The organism is Nostoc sp. NMS8 (genome assembly GCF_017115045.1).
Classification (GTDB): Bacteria; Cyanobacteriota; Cyanobacteriia; order Cyanobacteriales; family Nostocaceae; genus Nostoc.
The window spans coordinates 145,801-162,189 of sequence record NZ_JABXKK010000016.1; the positions used below are offsets into that span (position 1 = coordinate 145,801).

11 protein-coding genes and 1 pseudogene are annotated in these 16,389 nt (G+C 41.1%); 3 read left to right on the forward strand and 9 right to left on the reverse strand.

Annotation, left to right across the window (positions count from 1 at the left end):
• Positions 1 to 283: 283 nt before the first annotated feature.
• The 8 genes from HWQ39_RS01835 to HWQ39_RS01870 all read right to left on the reverse strand — a co-directional run bounded on the left by HWQ39_RS01835 (position 284) and on the right by HWQ39_RS01870 (position 6,029).
• The gene (locus HWQ39_RS01835) at positions 284 to 814 is read right to left on the reverse strand and encodes a (2Fe-2S) ferredoxin domain-containing protein (protein WP_292840728.1); all 531 of its coding nucleotides are present in this window, start codon (positions 812 to 814) and stop codon (positions 284 to 286) included.
• A gap of 87 nt (positions 815 to 901) precedes the next feature.
• On the reverse strand, positions 902 to 1,105 hold the full coding sequence (nifT, locus tag HWQ39_RS01840) for a putative nitrogen fixation protein NifT (RefSeq protein WP_114083693.1): 204 nt from the start codon (positions 1,103 to 1,105) through the stop codon (positions 902 to 904).
• On the reverse strand, positions 1,080 to 1,367 hold the full coding sequence (locus HWQ39_RS01845; RefSeq protein ID WP_104909028.1) for a nitrogen fixation protein NifZ: 288 nt from the start codon (positions 1,365 to 1,367) through the stop codon (positions 1,080 to 1,082). Before HWQ39_RS01845 ends, nifT begins: the two co-directional genes overlap by 26 nt.
• The gene (gene nifV / locus HWQ39_RS01850) at positions 1,354 to 2,487 is read right to left on the reverse strand and encodes a homocitrate synthase (protein ID WP_292840733.1); all 1,134 of its coding nucleotides are present in this window, start codon (positions 2,485 to 2,487) and stop codon (positions 1,354 to 1,356) included. Before nifV ends, HWQ39_RS01845 begins: the two co-directional genes overlap by 14 nt.
• 372 nt (positions 2,488 to 2,859) lie before the next feature.
• On the reverse strand, positions 2,860 to 3,057 hold the full coding sequence (locus tag HWQ39_RS01855; RefSeq protein ID WP_179064190.1) for a DUF2949 domain-containing protein: 198 nt from the start codon (positions 3,055 to 3,057) through the stop codon (positions 2,860 to 2,862).
• Between the two features lie 302 nt (positions 3,058 to 3,359).
• Positions 3,360 to 3,632: an Asr1405/Asl0597 family protein gene (locus HWQ39_RS01860; protein WP_292840737.1), complete on the reverse strand. Its 273-nt coding sequence runs from the start codon at positions 3,630 to 3,632 to the stop codon at positions 3,360 to 3,362.
• Between the two features lie 45 nt (positions 3,633 to 3,677).
• A complete protein-coding gene (gene cysE / locus HWQ39_RS01865; RefSeq protein ID WP_292840740.1) occupies positions 3,678 to 4,418 on the reverse strand; it encodes a serine O-acetyltransferase in 741 nt (246 codons plus the stop codon).
• Positions 4,419 to 5,552: 1,134 nt separating this feature from the next.
• Positions 5,553 to 6,029: a hypothetical protein gene (locus HWQ39_RS01870; RefSeq protein ID WP_292840743.1), complete on the reverse strand. Its 477-nt coding sequence runs from the start codon at positions 6,027 to 6,029 to the stop codon at positions 5,553 to 5,555.
• Between the two features lie 462 nt (positions 6,030 to 6,491).
• Between HWQ39_RS01870 and HWQ39_RS01875 the strand changes: the two genes are divergently transcribed.
• Together HWQ39_RS01875 and HWQ39_RS01880 are read left to right on the forward strand one after the other, a co-directional pair.
• On the forward strand, positions 6,492 to 8,135 hold the full coding sequence (locus HWQ39_RS01875; protein ID WP_292840745.1) for a sorbosone dehydrogenase family protein: 1,644 nt from the start codon (positions 6,492 to 6,494) through the stop codon (positions 8,133 to 8,135).
• A gap of 624 nt (positions 8,136 to 8,759) precedes the next feature.
• The gene (locus HWQ39_RS01880; protein WP_292840748.1) at positions 8,760 to 10,787 is read left to right on the forward strand and encodes a serine/threonine-protein kinase; all 2,028 of its coding nucleotides are present in this window, start codon (positions 8,760 to 8,762) and stop codon (positions 10,785 to 10,787) included.
• A 113-nt stretch (positions 10,788 to 10,900) separates the two neighbouring features.
• Here HWQ39_RS01880 and HWQ39_RS01885 read toward each other — a convergent pair.
• Positions 10,901 to 13,846 (reverse strand): annotated as a pseudogene (locus HWQ39_RS01885) (HEAT repeat domain-containing protein); the annotation flags it as partial.
• A 630-nt stretch (positions 13,847 to 14,476) separates the two neighbouring features.
• On the opposite strand from HWQ39_RS01885, the gene HWQ39_RS01890 reads away from it, so the two are divergent.
• On the forward strand, positions 14,477 to 16,389 hold a 1,913-nt coding region (locus HWQ39_RS01890; protein WP_292840752.1), incomplete at its 3' end, for a sorbosone dehydrogenase family protein.

The following is a 16,389-nucleotide window of genomic DNA, read 5'->3' on the forward strand; positions in this document are numbered from 1 at the left end:
TTTCAAAAAAGCAAATATATCCGGCGATTAGAAATCGCGGCTACACAAACAAAGTCCGCGTAGGCGGACTCTAAGAAGTTGAAACCCACGGAGGTGGGTTTTGTCTGTATAGCCGCGAATTCCATTCGCCAGGGTCAAGCTATTACTAAGATTCCAGCAGTTATAACTTAGCCGATCGCAGTTTGACAAGAGTGCTATAAAAACTATACTTACAACAAATAGGGGTAAAAATTTTACCCCCAAAAATTTGTGTATTAATTTTAAGAAAAGCTAGAAAAGCTTATTAATCTGAAGTTAAGTGACTTTCTAGCAAAGTTGCGATCGCATCAGGATGAATATTCTTGTATTTCTTTTTACCAAGCTGCAAAACACAGTTGGGAGCGCTGCCACAGCATTTTTGGCAACTAGTATGTTCAATAGTAACTTTGTCTAACAAACCGCGATCGCACAAAGTTTTTTCTAATTCTGATAATAATCCTTTACCACCACGTTTCAGGCAACCGCCCTTTTGACATACCATAATCCTCGCTTTGGTTTGAGGTGGTAAATCTTGCTTTGGACACGCATCAATTGGTGTCACTCGATAGGCTTTAATTTTTATTTTACTTGTGCGTGAGTCTATCTCACTATGACCACAAATGCGAAGTTGCTGACCAGGAACTAAGGATGAACTTAGTAAACGACGCAACTCTTTAGGCAGTTTAATGTCTACATTTCCAGATGCAACTGCCAATTGCAAGTATTTATATTTTCCTGGTTCACCACCAACAAAACCTAGTAACTGTCCCTCAAGGTTCAATTCTGATAACGTCACGTTGCTTCGCTCCGAATTCAAAATTCAAAATTAACAAGAGTTAGGAGTTATAATTACTAACTCCTAACTATTAACTCATAACTATTTTTAAGCTAGGCGTTTAGCTTCTACAGTTTGAGGTAAATTTGCTGTATCTGGCAAATCACGAAATTCTAATTCCCAACCATTTGCTAGGGTGAGAATCTTGCCATCATTTCCATCGGTTTGTTTGACGACTTCTTCTTCCAGGTCTTTTTTAGCAACGTAAACTACTAAAGTGCCGGCATCATTCATCCGTAGCATTACTTTCATGAGATTCCTCAACAGATTCTAGTTCTTTTTTCATACAGCCGACGACGAACCCTGTTTCTAAGAAATGCACAGCATAGATATAGGAACTCTGCAAATATGTGCCTATACTCGCTATGTAACCGATATCTCCCTTGTTTACTAAAACTTGGCCGACTTCCTTACCAGGAAAGGTACCATCGTTTTTTAGCAGTTTACGAACTCTGACTTTTTCACCAATTTCAAAAGCAGGTGGCAAGTTTAGTTCTAATTCATCGCGTTGCATGAGAGTACCTCTGTTCTCTGACCAAATTCAATAGTTCTTCTGTCGTTAAACTGCGCTTTTTCTGTACCGATTGATGGCGCACTGCGTCTAAAACAGATTGGGTTTCTTGAGAGTTCAAGAAAATTCCATGCTGTTCTAGCAAGTTAGCAACCAAATGCCGTCCAGAATGTTTACCTACTACTAAACGCCGTTCCCAACCCACCTCTTCAGGTGCAAATGGTTCGTAGGTGATGGGATTTTGCAATACCCCGTGAGCATGGATGCCGGATTCGTGAGCAAAGGTGTTTTCGCCAACGATCGCTTTCCAAGGTGGTACATCGGCTCCTGATGCGGCTGCTACTAGTTGAGACAGTTCCAGCAAACTGGGTGTGTCAATGCCCAAATCAACGCCGTAGATGCGTTTGATTGCCATGACAACTTCTTCTAATGCTGCATTTCCCGCCCTTTCACCTAATCCGTTGACTGTGGTATTCACTGATGATGCTCCAGCTTTGATACCTGCAAGAGCATTGGCAGTTGCTAGACCAAAATCATTATGCGTGTGGATTTCTAGGGGAATCGTCAACGCGGAAACCAGCCGTTGGACTTTGGTGTAGGTGGTAAAGGGGTCGAGAACTCCTACGGTATCGCAGAAACGGAAACGGGATGCACCCCATTCTTGAGCATAAAGCGCTACATCTAAGAGGAAGTTTTCATCAGCCCTGGAAGAATCTTCTCCGCCGACTGCTACCCAAAGACCTTGATCGAGGGCGAAGCTGATTGAGTCTTTAAGTTTTTGCAAACTTACTCGCCACTGACCATGAAATTTAGTGGCAATTTGGATACCAGAGACGGGAATAGCAATATGCACCCGATTCAAACCACAAGCGATGGAAGCCTTGATATCTGAGATGACAGCGCGGTTCCAGCCCAAGAGTTTTGCTTGTAAACCCAAGTCAGAAATTGCGGCGATCGCACGTGTTTCTTCGTCACCCATTGCCGGTATCCCGACTTCTAATTCTGGTATACCAATGGCATCGAGAAATTTAGCGATCGCTACTTTTTCTTCTAAGGTAAAGGCAACACCTGCTGCTTGTTCACCATCACGTAGTGTAGTGTCATTAATTATGATTTGATTCATTGCAAATATCCCTCTCTTGGAAGTATTCTTAATATCCTTTCTCTCTACAATCCCTAGTAATGGTAAATGCTAAAAATATCACAATTCATAATGTAGGATACATGATCCTTAATTATTGACCTATTAGCAGCATCACATCTGTATGGCAGGGAACTAAAACAATGTATAATTTACTAATTGTTTTTACCGATGTCAGTTGAAACATCTTTGAGTAGCAATGAACTAATATAGCTATTAGCAAATCCTGAACAAAGTAATACACAGAATCCAGCAACTAAGGATGTAATCATTTTTGTGACCTCGTTTTTTGTAGTGCATTTGGGTGTAATTTAGGCAGGTAATGGGAAGGAAAAGCTAAAGGTTGCAAATTAGCTAACTGTGGTCTGCTAGCCAATCAAAAATCTTTCCTAGCTGTTCTAAGTCAACTAAACCATACTGCCAGAGAAGCATTGGTAGTGGGCCATTTTCTAATTCACGGTGTCGCAGAGCTACAGCAATATCAGCATTTGAAAGTTCAAGTTCATTGTGCAAAAAATTGAGGAGTTTTATATCTCTGTTCCGAGTCGCCATAATCGAACTTTCAATTTCTTAATTTGGGAAAAACTTAAAAATCAGAAATTCCAATTTTTATTTAGGAATTTCATCTTTTTAATTGTTGCTATATGTCAGGGAAATTTCAGATTTAGCAGATTCAATAAAATATCAAACCCATTTGTTCCATCTCAGTCTGCAACAAATTCTGCTAGCGTACAGTAGCTTCAAACTCTAAACCTATTTGAGCTTTGTGCATCTATGAACAAAAAGGATGAAGTGCAGTCTTTACGTCATGAATTCAAGATTAATAGTCTCTGAATTAGGTCTGACGAAAAACCTTAAGATTCATTAGTGTAATGCCAGCAACGCTCTAACCACTCTAATAATTCGTGACGGGAAGCAATAAATTGCATAACTATACTGCGAATTAGAATGACTTCGAGCAAATTGTTCACTTGCACCCGTAAAGAACCATCAGGGGGACAAGAGCAATTAATTTTTAACTCTTGCAATCGGTGATAGATTCGCCAGCGATCGCTCAAAGGAATCTGCAAAACGTGATTTGTCATTTGTCCTTTGTCCTTTGTTGGTTGTCCTTTGTCATTGGTCATTTGTCCTTTGCAAATGCCCAATGCCCCATGCCCAATGACCAATGACTAATGACTCTTGACTTTTAAAGTTTGCAGTTGTTTTTCGAGTTCTTCAATGCGCGAGAGCAAAGAACGCATCACGTCTGCTTCCACATCAGGTAGCTTGCCATGCTCTAAAGGAGAAAGGCTGGCGTTATCATTCCGAGAAATAATTCGGCCCGGAACTCCCACCACAGTGCGATCGCTGGGGACATTCTGCAAGACAATAGAACCTGCACCAATACGGACGCGATCGCCAATTTGCAGATTACCTAAAACTTTCGCACCCGCCCCAATCACGGCATTTTTGCCCACTGTGGGATGACGTTTACCAGTTTCTTTACCAGTTCCGCCAAGGGTGACGCCCTGATAAATCAGTGTATAATCGCCGACGATCGCAGTTTCGCCAATCACAACCCCCATTCCGTGGTCGATAAACACGCCCTGACCAATCTCTGCACCTGGGTGAATTTCAATTCCCGTCAAAAATCGCCCCAAATGAGAAATGAAGCGGGGGATAAAACTCACACTTCGACAATGTAACCAGTGAGCAAGACGATGCAAAGATAGTGCGTGCAATCCAGGGTAGCAAAACACCACTTCTAGCCAATTACGTGCTGCGGGATCGCGCTCAAAAATAATGCGAAAATCACTCAATAATGGCTCAAAGAAAACACCAGAGAGTAAATTTTTCAGCATGGATTTATGTGCAGAATCCTGCGTTTTGGTACTGGGAGGATCGCTAATACTGTCTAAAGACTGTTGCATCGGTAATGTCTATCTGGTAAAAGAGTCATCTGCTATTTTTATGCTTATATCAGGTAACTTTCAACTCGATACAAAACCCAATGCTGATTGGATTTATTGGATTGATTAAGGTTGTACTCAAACGCTAAAACCCCTACCGCAGATAAATCTAAAATTTGTCTGGGGATAGGGGCGCTAGTATTTAACGATGGGGGTACTAGTATTTTTGGGGCAGGGGTTAAGAATTTCTGTACTCGCTACAAGAAACATTACCTATAAGCCTTTGCAAACATTTCATCAAGATATTTTGCAATATATTAAGTTGTACTCAGATGCACTCAAACATGAGTTAGATGAGGCTAGAAATCAATATTCTGTATCTCCTATTACTATTATTATCTTATTATTTGGATAGGCGAAACACAGGTTTCTTTATTTTCTCTTATGATTTGCTGTCTGTATGTATGTATACGTTTCAAAATATAGCTATCGCTCATAGTGACTATTTTATTATATAGATGTGTGGAAGTTGCGATCGTAAAAATTAAGCATTTAAATTTTCGAGACTGATTCATCCAGTTCAAAGACTCGTTAACGGAGTTCAGGGGTGGATTCATCCAGTTCAAAGACTCGTTAACGGAGTTCAGAGGTGGATTCATCCAGTTCAAAGACTCGTTAACGGAGTTCAGAGGTAGATTCATCCAGTTCAAAGACTTGTTAACGGAGTTCAGAGGTGGATTCATCCAGTTCAAAGACTCATTAACGGAGTTCAGAGGTGGATTCATCCAGTTCAAAGACTCGTTAACGGAGTTCAGAGGTGGATAAACAAAATAGGGGTGTACATTTGTACGCCCCTCCAGTCAATTTATTTATAGCGCTTCTGTGTTGAGTTTAAATAAAAACTTAAGCCCCAACTCATTCTCTGACATCGCTATATTGCAAAGACTTATCAAAATGATCAGTAGTCAGACAGAATTAATTACACAATGTCATTGCGAATACAGCAAAGCGGAATGTTCGCGGAGCGTCTCGTAGAGAAGCAATTGCAAAGGCTGGGATTACTTTGCTTCTCTACCAAAGGCTACGCCAACGCTTGCAATGACTACAAATATTTTGTCTGACTATTTATGAGACTCTCCAATGAGTATTAAATTATCAAGAGACAGGAGTTTTAGTAGATTTGCTTCTACCAATAGCTTTAAAACGCTCACCCAACTGTTCAGCAACAGTTTTTAAGCCTGGAGTCTTTTTTGATGCAGTCTTGACATAATCATAAACTGTCAAACTACTAGTCATAACTTCGCTACCAACTGCCATGAGAGTATCATCTACCTGTTCAGTGAGTTGCTGCATTGAGATTAGAAGTTCAGTAAGCGCAGTGGCTAATTGATAATCTCGAACCAGTTCTTCAACATCAAAAGTGGCTGGCAGAATTTCGCGGTTAGATTGAGCAGCAGTGACGCTATTGCTTACAAAAGCCAGACTTTTATCGCCCATTTTTACTAACTTGCGCCGTTCTTCAGTACTGAGAGTAACTAAAAAGGGTAGCTTTTGTTGAACTTTCTGTAGCGCGGTTTTGATTTCTTGAATATCTTGTGCGGAAAGAGAGCCTGTGATGTTTTGATAGGACATTGTATATATACCTGAGTAACTCTGATTGTGAAGTAGCAATAGTTGCTAATCATAGAGTTCCCATTGCTAGAAGGAATTGCACATTTTTTGGTAATTTTTAGTTTATCAAGGTGTGCGATCGCAGCCTAATACACTGAAAATACTTAGTAGCTAAAAGCGAGATGTACAACAAGCTGCATATAGACGTATTTGTTTGTAATTTTGAGTGTAGTAGCCTAGAACACCAATCAACTTAACTTAAACTTAAACCCTTGACTTATTGAATAAGTTGGAGATATAAGGTATTATCTGCTCGGTTACGTAACACAGGTTACAAGTAACATCAGGAGAAAAACATACTTAAGGAAGTATTCTCACAAACTAATATCCTTAAGTAAGTTGTGTTTTGACTCTCGAAAAAAAATCGCCAATTCGGGAGTTCTTGTGTAATTTACATCACTTCAGGCTAGAAGGAAGTTCAAAATGGGTGTGTTTTTCCTAAATCCAACAAAGATGCTCAGACGCGTATTATCTGCATCGCTAGTTAGTATAATTCCTGCACTTACTAGTTTGATGTCCTTAGAGGTTTTGTCCACCGCAGCCTTAGGTCTACCGCCTGCTGCGTCTGTTCAAACCAAGGTGAAAGTGTCTAATACAATGAACTATTGGCCTTTCAATATTAATCGTTACTTGAAAGTGCCGCCTAACTTCTCTGCATCTGTTTATGCTCGCATTCCGAGTGCCCGCTTTATAGCAGTTGCTCCCAATGGCGATCTTTTAGTGTCACAGCCGAGTACAGGTAAGGTGTTAATTGTCCGCTCAAATGGCACGAGAGATCCGATTATCTCTAACTTCGTAACGGGTCTACGTAAACCACACGACATTGTGTTTCATAAGATTAACAACACCACATACGTTTATATCTCTGAGACTCATCAAATTAACCGCTTCACCTACAACTCTGGAGACATAATCGGCAGAAATCGCCAAGTAGTCGTAACTGGCTTACCAGATAGCAGCACATCAGAACTCAGAGGTGCTTATGGTCACGAATTAAAAAATATCGCCCTTGATTCCAATCACAAACTGTACGTATCGATCGCCTCTACATGCAATGCTTGTACGCAAGATACTGTCAGCAACCCAAAACGTGGTGCGATTTACCAGTACAACGCAGATGGAACCAATCGGCGGCTTTTTGCCCAAGGTTTACGTAATGCCGAAGGATTAGCATTGTTACCTAATACCAATGATCTTTGGGTAGTCGTTAATAATCGAGATAACATCGCCTATCCCTTCAACGATGGCAGTGGCAAATACGGTAGGGTTATCCCGTCATACGTAGACAACCACCCACCAGAGGAGTTTACGCGAGTCCGAGATGGTGGTAACTATGGTTGGCCATTTTGCAACCCCAATCCTGACACGTCAAATGGCTTCAACAATATGCCCTTTGATCGCGACTATCAGTTCAATGCTAATGGACGTGTTAATTGCAATGCCTTGGACAGAATTAGCAAGGGTATCCAAGCCCATTCGGCTCCCTTAGGACTAACATTCTTGCAAAATACCAGGTTTACCAGCCTATACTCAAATGGCGTAGTGGCGGGACTGCATGGTTCATGGAATCGGCAGACTAAAACTGGCTACAAAATAGCTTACTTTCCTTGGAACAGTGCGACAAGAACCCCAGGGCAGGAAATAGAACTAGTCAGCGGTTGGCTAGTTCCAGGAACGCAAGAAATTTGGGGACGACCGGTAGATATAGCAGTAGATCAGCAAGGTAATTTGTTAATTTCTGATGACTACAGTGGCACAATTTACAAGCTTTCCTACAATGTCTCCAACAACGTCTCTAACAGGTCACAGGTTCAAGTCTACAGAGACGCTAATTTTGCTGGAGTTTCTCAATCTTTTTCTACAACTCCAGGAGTATACAAAGCCAACCAAGGCAGCTTAAATATTGTTGGTAATGACGCTATTAGCTCATTACGTGTACCAGCAGGTACAGTGGTACGTGTATGCCAAAATGAAACTGGTGGTTTATGCCGTGAGTATAGCGCTGGTAATTATAACTACGTTGGAAATGACTTGGATAACAAAATATCGTATATACAAGTCAGATAGTGCCCAATTTTCTTTGCAAATTTGGGATACCCTTCTGCTCTACCTAAACTGTAGAGATGCAAAATTAGAATGGGGTTCGCCCTGCTAACGCGTCTCTAACAAAAAATTTAGGCTTAACTGAACGGTATTGATCCATATCCAGCAAGAGTTTCAACTGATATTCACTAACTAAGGGCATACACATGTATGCCCTTACAACCGATTCATTTATTGCAAAGATATTTGAAATTCTTCACTCGCAAATATGCTCGGCGCGATCGCTAACTAAACGCCGCAATTCTGCATTAATATATGGACGAGACACTTTGAATACTTACTCCGCGCTGATGTACTGACGAGCTTTTGCTTTTGCTAGTAGCATAATATGCTCTAGCGTGAGGAAATGATTTAACTCTCGCTCGTCACTTATTTAGCGATTTCTCTGAGGAATAGCTTGCAATACGGTTCGGTTAGTATATTTGGCTCTCGGAGATCCCCCCAACCCCCCTTAAAAAAGGGGGGCTTTTCCTCCTATTTACCCCCTTTTTAAGGGGGTCGCCGTAGGCGGGGGGATCTTAACCGAACCGTATTGGAATAGCTTGTAGTTAAGCGATAATAATTACATTTCCTAATGAAAGCATAGTTATGATCTGCTGCTTAAATCCAGATTGCCACAATCCGCCCAATAGCGATCGCACAATGTTTTGCTCCAACTGCGGTACAGGAATAGTAGTGCTAAGAAACCGCTATCGCCCGATTAAATCATTAGGTGGTGGGGGATTTGGTAAAACTTATTTAGCAGAAGATATAGACAAACTAAATGAGTATTGTGTCATCAAGCAATTTGCACCGCAAGTCCAGGGAACTGCCGCACTAAAAAAAGCCACAGAACTATTTGAGCAAGAAGCAAAGCAACTGCAACAATTAGGAAACCATCGCCAAATTCCCACACTATTGGCGTATTTTAACCAAGATAATCGCCTGTATTTGGTGCAGGAGTTTATCGACGGACAGAATTTATTAGATGAATTAAAACAGCAGGGAATTTTCAATCAGCAGAAAGTTAGAGAATTATTGCTAGATTTGTTAGATATTCTCAAAACAGTTCATCAACAGCAAGTTATTCACCGCGATATCAAGCCAGAGAATATCATTCGTCGCAGTGATGGGCAGTTAGTGCTTATTGACTTTGGTGCATCCAAACAATTGACAGCAACAGTGATGACGCAAATAGGAACAACCATTGGTTCTTTTGGTTATGCCTCACTAGAACAAATGCAGGGAGGTAAAGCTTACCCGGCGAGTGATTTATATAGTGTAGGTGCAACCTGCTTTCACCTGTTGAGTGGAATTCACCCTTGGGAACTTTGGCAACGACAAGGTTATGGTTGGGTTGCTAGTTGGAGACAGTATTTGCAGCAACCAGTAAGTGAGGATTTAGGGCGAATACTGGATAGATTGTTGCAAGAAGAATACCAGCAGCGTTATCAGTCAGCGACGGAAGTTTTACAAGCGTTAAATTCAGAGCCAATACCAGTAACTCAGCCTGTTACACCTCCGGTTACTCCACCACCCCTGCAAAAAAATTCTATTCCTATATATCTTATTGTTATTCCATTAATTGTATTGACGGGTGGTGCTGTTTATTTACTAAGACCGACAAATCCAGTAACAATAGAACAGAAAAGTAAAAGTGCTGAAACTTACTATAATGAAGGATTGGAAAAATACAACAACAAAGATTTTCTCGGTGCAATTGAAGACTACACCCAAGCCATCCAAATTAATCCTAACTATGCAAATGCTTACATGAATCGGGGTTTAGCTCGCTATGATTTAGGAGATAAACAAGTAGCAATTGAAGATTATAACCAAGCTATAAAAATTAATCCTAACGATGCAAATGCTTACATCAATCGGGGTTTAGCTCGCTATGATTTAGGAGATAAACAAGCAGCAGTTGAAGATTATAACCAAGCTATAAAAATTAATCCCAACGATGAAAATGCTTACTACAACCGGGGTTTAGTTCGCTATGATTTAGGAGATAACCAAGTAGCAATTCAAGATTACAACCAAGCCATAAAAATTAATCCCAACTATGCAAATACTTACATTGCTCGCGGTTTAGCTCGTTATAATTTAGGAGATAACCAAGCAGCAATTGAAGATTACAACCAAGCTATAAAAATTAATCCTAACTATGCAAATGCTTACTACAATCGGGGTTTAGCTCTCTATAATTCAGGAAATAACCAAGCAGCAATTGAAGATTATAACCAAGCCATAAAAATTAATCCCAACTATGCAAATGCTTACTACAATCGGGGTTTAGCTCTCTATAATTCAGGAAATAACCAAGCAGCAATTGAAGATTATAATCAATCCATAAAAATTAATCCCAACTATGCAAATGCTTACTACAATCGGGGTTTAGCTCGCTATAATTTAGGAAATAACCAAGCAGCAATAGAAGATTACAACCAAGCCATAAAAATTAATCCCAACTATGCAAATGCTTACTACAACCGGGGTAATTCTCAGTCTAATTTAGGAAATAAGCAAGCAGCAATTGAAGATTTTCGTAAATCTGCCGATTTGTATAAGCAACAAAGAAAAGAGAGTGACTATCAAGATGCTCTAAAACGCATTAAACAACTTGAGTTAGGTTAGCAACTCTGTGCTGAAGAAAATCACATTTTAGAGACTTAGAGCGTGAAAAATGCCAGTTACCCTAAATAGCGATCGCAATTTTCCCCACAGCACGCCCAGATTTTGCAACTCTTTTACTTCTCTAATTGTGCCAACTTCTTCTGAGCAAATTCCCGCACTTGCTCATCTGGGTCATTTTCTGTGCGATCGCGCAACAGTGGTAAAGTCTGGTCATGCTGAGGAAATTGCTTGATAATTATCTCCAGTGCAATGCGCCGAGGATTGGGGTTAAACGGAGGTTCATGGCTACCTTTAAAGGGGTCATTAACAGCGCAGTGGTGGTAAATTTCAAACAACTTAAGCTGATATTTAAAATGTTTAGCTAAATTTTGGACTGCTGCACGTCGCACATACTCATGATCATCCTGGGTAGCGCGTTCTTTGATGATGGATTTGGTGTCGGGGTCATCTTTGAAGTTCTTCGCTAATTCTTTGACTGCTACACCTCGCACATTGTTGTCACTGTTTTGGGTAGCGCGTTGTTTGAGCCAGATTTTGGTGTCAGGGTCATCTTTGAAGTTCTTCGCTAATTCTTCGACTGCTGTACTTCGCATATACTTATCATAATCTTGGGTAGCAAGTTGTTTGAGCCAAGTTTTGGTGTCAGGGTCATCTTTGTAATTCTTCGCTAATTCTTCGACTGCTGCACTTCGCACAAACCAGTTCTTATCGTGGGTAGCAAATTGTTTGAGCCAGGTTTTGGTGTCAGGGTCATCTTTGTAATTCTGGGCTAATTCTTCGACTGCTACACGTCGCACATACTCATGATCATGCTGGGTAGCGAATTGTTTGAGCCAGGTTTTGGTGTCAGGGTCATCTTTGTAATTCTGGGCTAATTCTTCGACTGCTACACGTCGCACATACTCATGATCATGCTGGGTAGCGAATTGTTTGAGCCAGGTTTTGGTGTCAGGGTCATCTTTGTAATTCTGGGCTAATTCTTCGACTGCTACACGTCGCACTACCCAGCTATAATCCTGGATAGCGCGTTCTTTGAGGATGGATTTGGTGTCGGGGTCATCTTTGTAATTCTGGGCTAATTCTTCGACTGCTACACGTCGCACATCGCTCTCATCATCCTGGGTAGCGCGTTCTTTGAGCCAGGTTTTGGTGTTGGGGTCATCTTTGAAGTTCTTGGCTAATTCTTGGACTGCTGCACGTCGCACATCGTTGTCATCATCCTGGGTAACACGTTCTTTGAGCCAGGTTTTGGTGTCAGGGTCATCTTTGAAATTCTGAGCTAATTCTTGGACTGCTGCACCTCGCACATCGTTGTCATCATCCTGGGTAGCGCGTTCTTTGAGCCAGGTTTTGGTATTGAGAGATTCTTGCCAGGTCGTTGCAATTGCTGTGACTGCTTGAGTGCGAATTTCCTGAACTAGCTGAGTTTCTTCTTCATCTTCATAGAGGACATAATAGTACCAGAGGTCATATTTAGTTAAGTCTTTTAGCTTGTCAAGTAATTTAGTAGCTATTGACGCGATCGCCGAGCGATTTCTCACCTCTAGAAGACACTTAGCTGCTAAAAAGAGATTAACAAACTTTTCTCCTTCGCCATCTTGCTCCATTAAATACTCAAGAATTTCACTTACAAATTTAGGCTCAATCATTCCCGCAATCAGCGGTAAGACTTCATGCCAACTTTCATCTTGCCAGTGGTTGCCAAAAACTTGATTCTTAAGTTCCTCAATAGTCAGCGTTTGCGTTTCTTTAAACTGCCAGACAAACTCCCAAGCACAGAAATATTCTAAAAATGTCCGATGCACAAAAGCATAATAATCCGCACCCACGAAACATAACATAAAGTTGCGAGTCCGCAGTTGATTAATCATCACCCGCGCAACATCTCTGGGTTTATCAAACTCTATGGTTTTGAGATAATCAGTCAGAACTTTGACTAAATCATTTTCATTAATCAAATTACCTGCCAAACCTTTATCACCAGTTTGCATAAGATAAGCAACCTGACGCAGCATTGCTTGCTTATCTTTATAATCAATTGTCTTAGGGTCTAACCTCTTATCTTCAATCAAAACGCGTTCCACATCCCATTGATGTAGCAGTACCCGCGATGCTTGATTATAAAGTTCGGCTCTATCTCTTGGTAGCTCTTGATTACGATTCAGAATTGCCATCATCGTCAACAGCAGAGGATTTCCCGCCAGTTCTGCAATAGCTTTGGAAGCTGCAATTCCTCTTTTTAGCCGTTCCTGTTTTCTCACTTTATCTGCTGCATCGGTAAAAGTTAATTCATGCCAACGGTAGATAAAATCCTGAATTTGTTCTGAGTCTAAATCTTGTAAGATAAAGTGGCGAAACTCAGCATTAAGCAATCGTTGCGGTTTATAGCTAATAATCCGAGAAGTGACAATTACCTGCACATCAGGATAGTCATTAGTAAAGCGATGAATATCAGTAATTACATCCTCTCGCTTACCAGGGTCAAATACCTCATCTAAACCATCAAACATCACTAAGGTATTACCAGCTTTTAATTGTTTATCTACTTCAAGCTGATTTAGATGATGAACAGCGCCACTACATTGATGAAAGAATTCGAGAAAATTATTGCACTCTTTATCTTCCCGTCGCCGCATATAAGTGCGTAACTCAATTAGTAAGGGAATTGGTAAAGATATAACATTATCCAGTGGTGACTCAGCCCAATTCAAAGCCAGAAATTGCAACAAAGTAGACTTCCCGGAACCAGGATCGCCCAAAATCACAATATATTTATAATCTTGCTTTTTATTGACAACATCTAATACTGAACGGATCGGCTGTTCAAAATAAACCCGTTTGTGGCGTTCTAATTCTTCTAATTCAACAGCTTCTACTTGCTCACTTTCTCGCAGCCGTCTCAGATGTTCTTTAGGCAGTTCGTGAACTTGCGCTAAAACTTGATGAGTTTCCCGGACATTTTGAGCAGTAAAAATCCGCCATAATTTCAGTTCGTTATAGGCATAACCGCTTGTATCTAAGCTATCTAACTTGAGATTGCCATAGCGATCGCGGATTCCCTATATATTTTGGGTTGCGCTCTACTCCACCCAACCTACGTCTAATGCACTATTTTAAGCTTGCCACGCCAGTAGGGTGTGTTATGGGTACTCCGAAATAACAAATGGGTACTCCGGAATAACAAATGGGTACTCCGGAATAACAAATGGATACTCCGAAATAACAAATGGATACTCCGAAATAACAAATGGGTTCGCCGAAATAACAAATGGGTTCGCCGAAATAACAAATGGGTACTCCGAAATAACAAATGGGTTCGCCGAAATAACAAATGCGATCAGACTATTAGTTACTATCAGGGATATATGTGCTTAATAACTGTACGAATTTTACCCGCTTCAATCAATTCCTTAACTCAGAATTCCATTAGCAAGTTCTGAGTCAAGGAATATGACTAACGAAGTATTGCAAAAACTAGTACCCCTGAGTAAGCTTCTTTCAAAGGGACTTCCAAATAAAAAAATATTCAACTACTTCTTGTGGGGTAAGTGTGAGGTCTTGCCTGACTTCGGCTAGGAGTAGGCCAGATCCAGGTATAGTTTATTTGTAAATCCCTAACTCTCAAAAAATCTATCAACCGAGAGTTATGTGTAATATACATCACTACCACAGTAGAAGGAAGTTCAAAAATGGGTGTGTTTTTCCTAAATCCAACACAGATGCTTGGACGCATAGTATCCGCATCGCTAGTTAGTGTTATGGCCTCACTTACTAGTCTGATAACCTTAGAAGCTTTTCCCACCGCAGCTTTCGGTCAACTCCCAGATGCATCTGTTGAAACCAAGCTGACAGTGCCTAATACAATGAGCTATACGCCCTTCAATATTAACCGTTACTTGAAAGTGCCGCCTAACTTTTCGGTTTCTGTTTATGCTCGCATTCCGAGTGCCCGCTTCATGGCAGTTGCTCCCAATGGCGATCTTCTGGTGTCGCAGCCTAGTTTGGGTAAAGTTGTAATCGTAAGGCCAAATGGCACTAATGACCCAATTATTTCTGACTTCGTAACAGGTCTACGCAAACCGCACGACATTGTATTTCACACCATTGACAACACTACATACATTTATATCTCTGAGACTCATCAAATTAACCGCTTCATCTACAACTCTGGAGATATAACCGCGCAGAATCGCCAAGTTGTTGTAGCTGGTTTACCAGACAGCAGCACATCAGAACTCAGAGGTGCTTATGGTCACGAATTAAAAAATATCGCACTCGATGCCAATCATCAACTGTACGTGTCGATCGCTTCTACATGCAATGCTTGTACGCAAGATACTGTTAGTAACCCTAAGCGCGGCGCTATTTACCAATACAACGCAGATGGAAGCAATCAGCGGCTTTTTGCTCAAGGTTTACGCAATGCCGAAGGATTAGCATTCTTACCTAACACAAATGACCTTTGGGTAGTCGTTAATAATCGAGATAATATCGCCTATCCCTTCAACGATGGTAGTGGCAATTACGGAAATATTATCCCGTCCTACGTTGACAACCACCCACCAGAGGAGTTTACGAAAGTCCGAGATGGCGGTAACTACGGTTGGCCATTTTGCAACCCCAATCCTGACACGCCAAATGGCCTCAACAATATGCCCTTTGACCGCGACTATCAGTTTAATGCTGATGGACATGTTAATTGCGATGCCTTGGACAGGATAAGCAAGGGTATCCAAGCCCATTCGGCTCCCTTGGGACTAACATTCTTACAAAATACCAACTTTCCTAGTCTGTACTCAAATGGGGTAGTGACGGGGTTACATGGCTCATGGAATCGGCAGAATAAAACGGGCTACAAAATTGCTTACTTTCCGTGGAACACTACGACACAGACCCCAGGGGAAGAGATAGATTTAGTCAGTGGTTGGGTAGTTCCAGCAACACAAGAAACTTGGGGACGACCGGTAGATATAGCAGTAGATCAGCAAGGGAATCTGTTAATTTCTGATGACTACAGCGGTACTATTTACAAGCTCTCCTACAATCCGCCGTCCACGCCTTCACCACAAGTTGAGGTCTATAGAGATCAAAATTTTGCTGGAGTTTCCCAGTCTTTTCCAACAACTCCAGGAGTATACAAAGCTAACGAAGGTGGCTTAAATATTGTTGGTAATGACACTATTAGCTCATTACGTGTACCACCAAATACAGTGGTACGTGTGTGCCAAAATGAAACTGGTGGACTATGCCGTGAGTTTAGTGCTGGTGATTATAGTTACGTTGGAAATGACTTGGATAACATAATATCGTTTATCGAGGTCAAACCTTCTTCCACACAGTCACCACAGGTTAAGGTCTATAGAGATCAGAATTTTGCTGGAGTTTCCCAGTCTTTTGCGACAACTCCAGGAGTATACAAAGCTAACGAAGGTGACTTAAATATTGTTGGTAATGACACTATTAGTTCATTAAGCGTACCACCAAATACAGTGGTACGTGTGTGCCAAAATGAAACTGGTGGACTATGCCGTGAGTTTAGTGCTGGTGATTATAGTTACGTTGGAAATGACTTGGATAACATAATATCGTTTATCGAGGTCAA

Bases quoted from the DNA above. Each gene is read 5' to 3' on its own strand.
- nifT (WP_114083693.1), bottom strand. From the start codon at position 1,105: ATGAAAGTAATGCTACGGATGAATGATGCCGGCACTTTAGTAGTTTAC.
- HWQ39_RS01845 (WP_104909028.1), bottom strand. From the start codon at position 1,367: ATGCAACGCGATGAATTAGAACTAAACTTGCCACCTGCTTTTGAAATT.
- nifV (WP_292840733.1), bottom strand. From the start codon at position 2,487: ATGAATCAAATCATAATTAATGACACTACACTACGTGATGGTGAACAA.
- HWQ39_RS01855 (WP_179064190.1), bottom strand. From the start codon at position 3,057: ATGGCGACTCGGAACAGAGATATAAAACTCCTCAATTTTTTGCACAAT.
- HWQ39_RS01860 (WP_292840737.1), bottom strand. From the start codon at position 3,632: ATGACCAATGACAAAGGACAACCAACAAAGGACAAAGGACAAATGACA.
- cysE (WP_292840740.1), bottom strand. From the start codon at position 4,418: ATGCAACAGTCTTTAGACAGTATTAGCGATCCTCCCAGTACCAAAACG.
- HWQ39_RS01870 (WP_292840743.1), bottom strand. From the start codon at position 6,029: ATGTCCTATCAAAACATCACAGGCTCTCTTTCCGCACAAGATATTCAA.
- HWQ39_RS01875 (WP_292840745.1), top strand. From the start codon at position 6,492: ATGGGTGTGTTTTTCCTAAATCCAACAAAGATGCTCAGACGCGTATTA.
- HWQ39_RS01880 (WP_292840748.1), top strand. From the start codon at position 8,760: ATGATCTGCTGCTTAAATCCAGATTGCCACAATCCGCCCAATAGCGAT.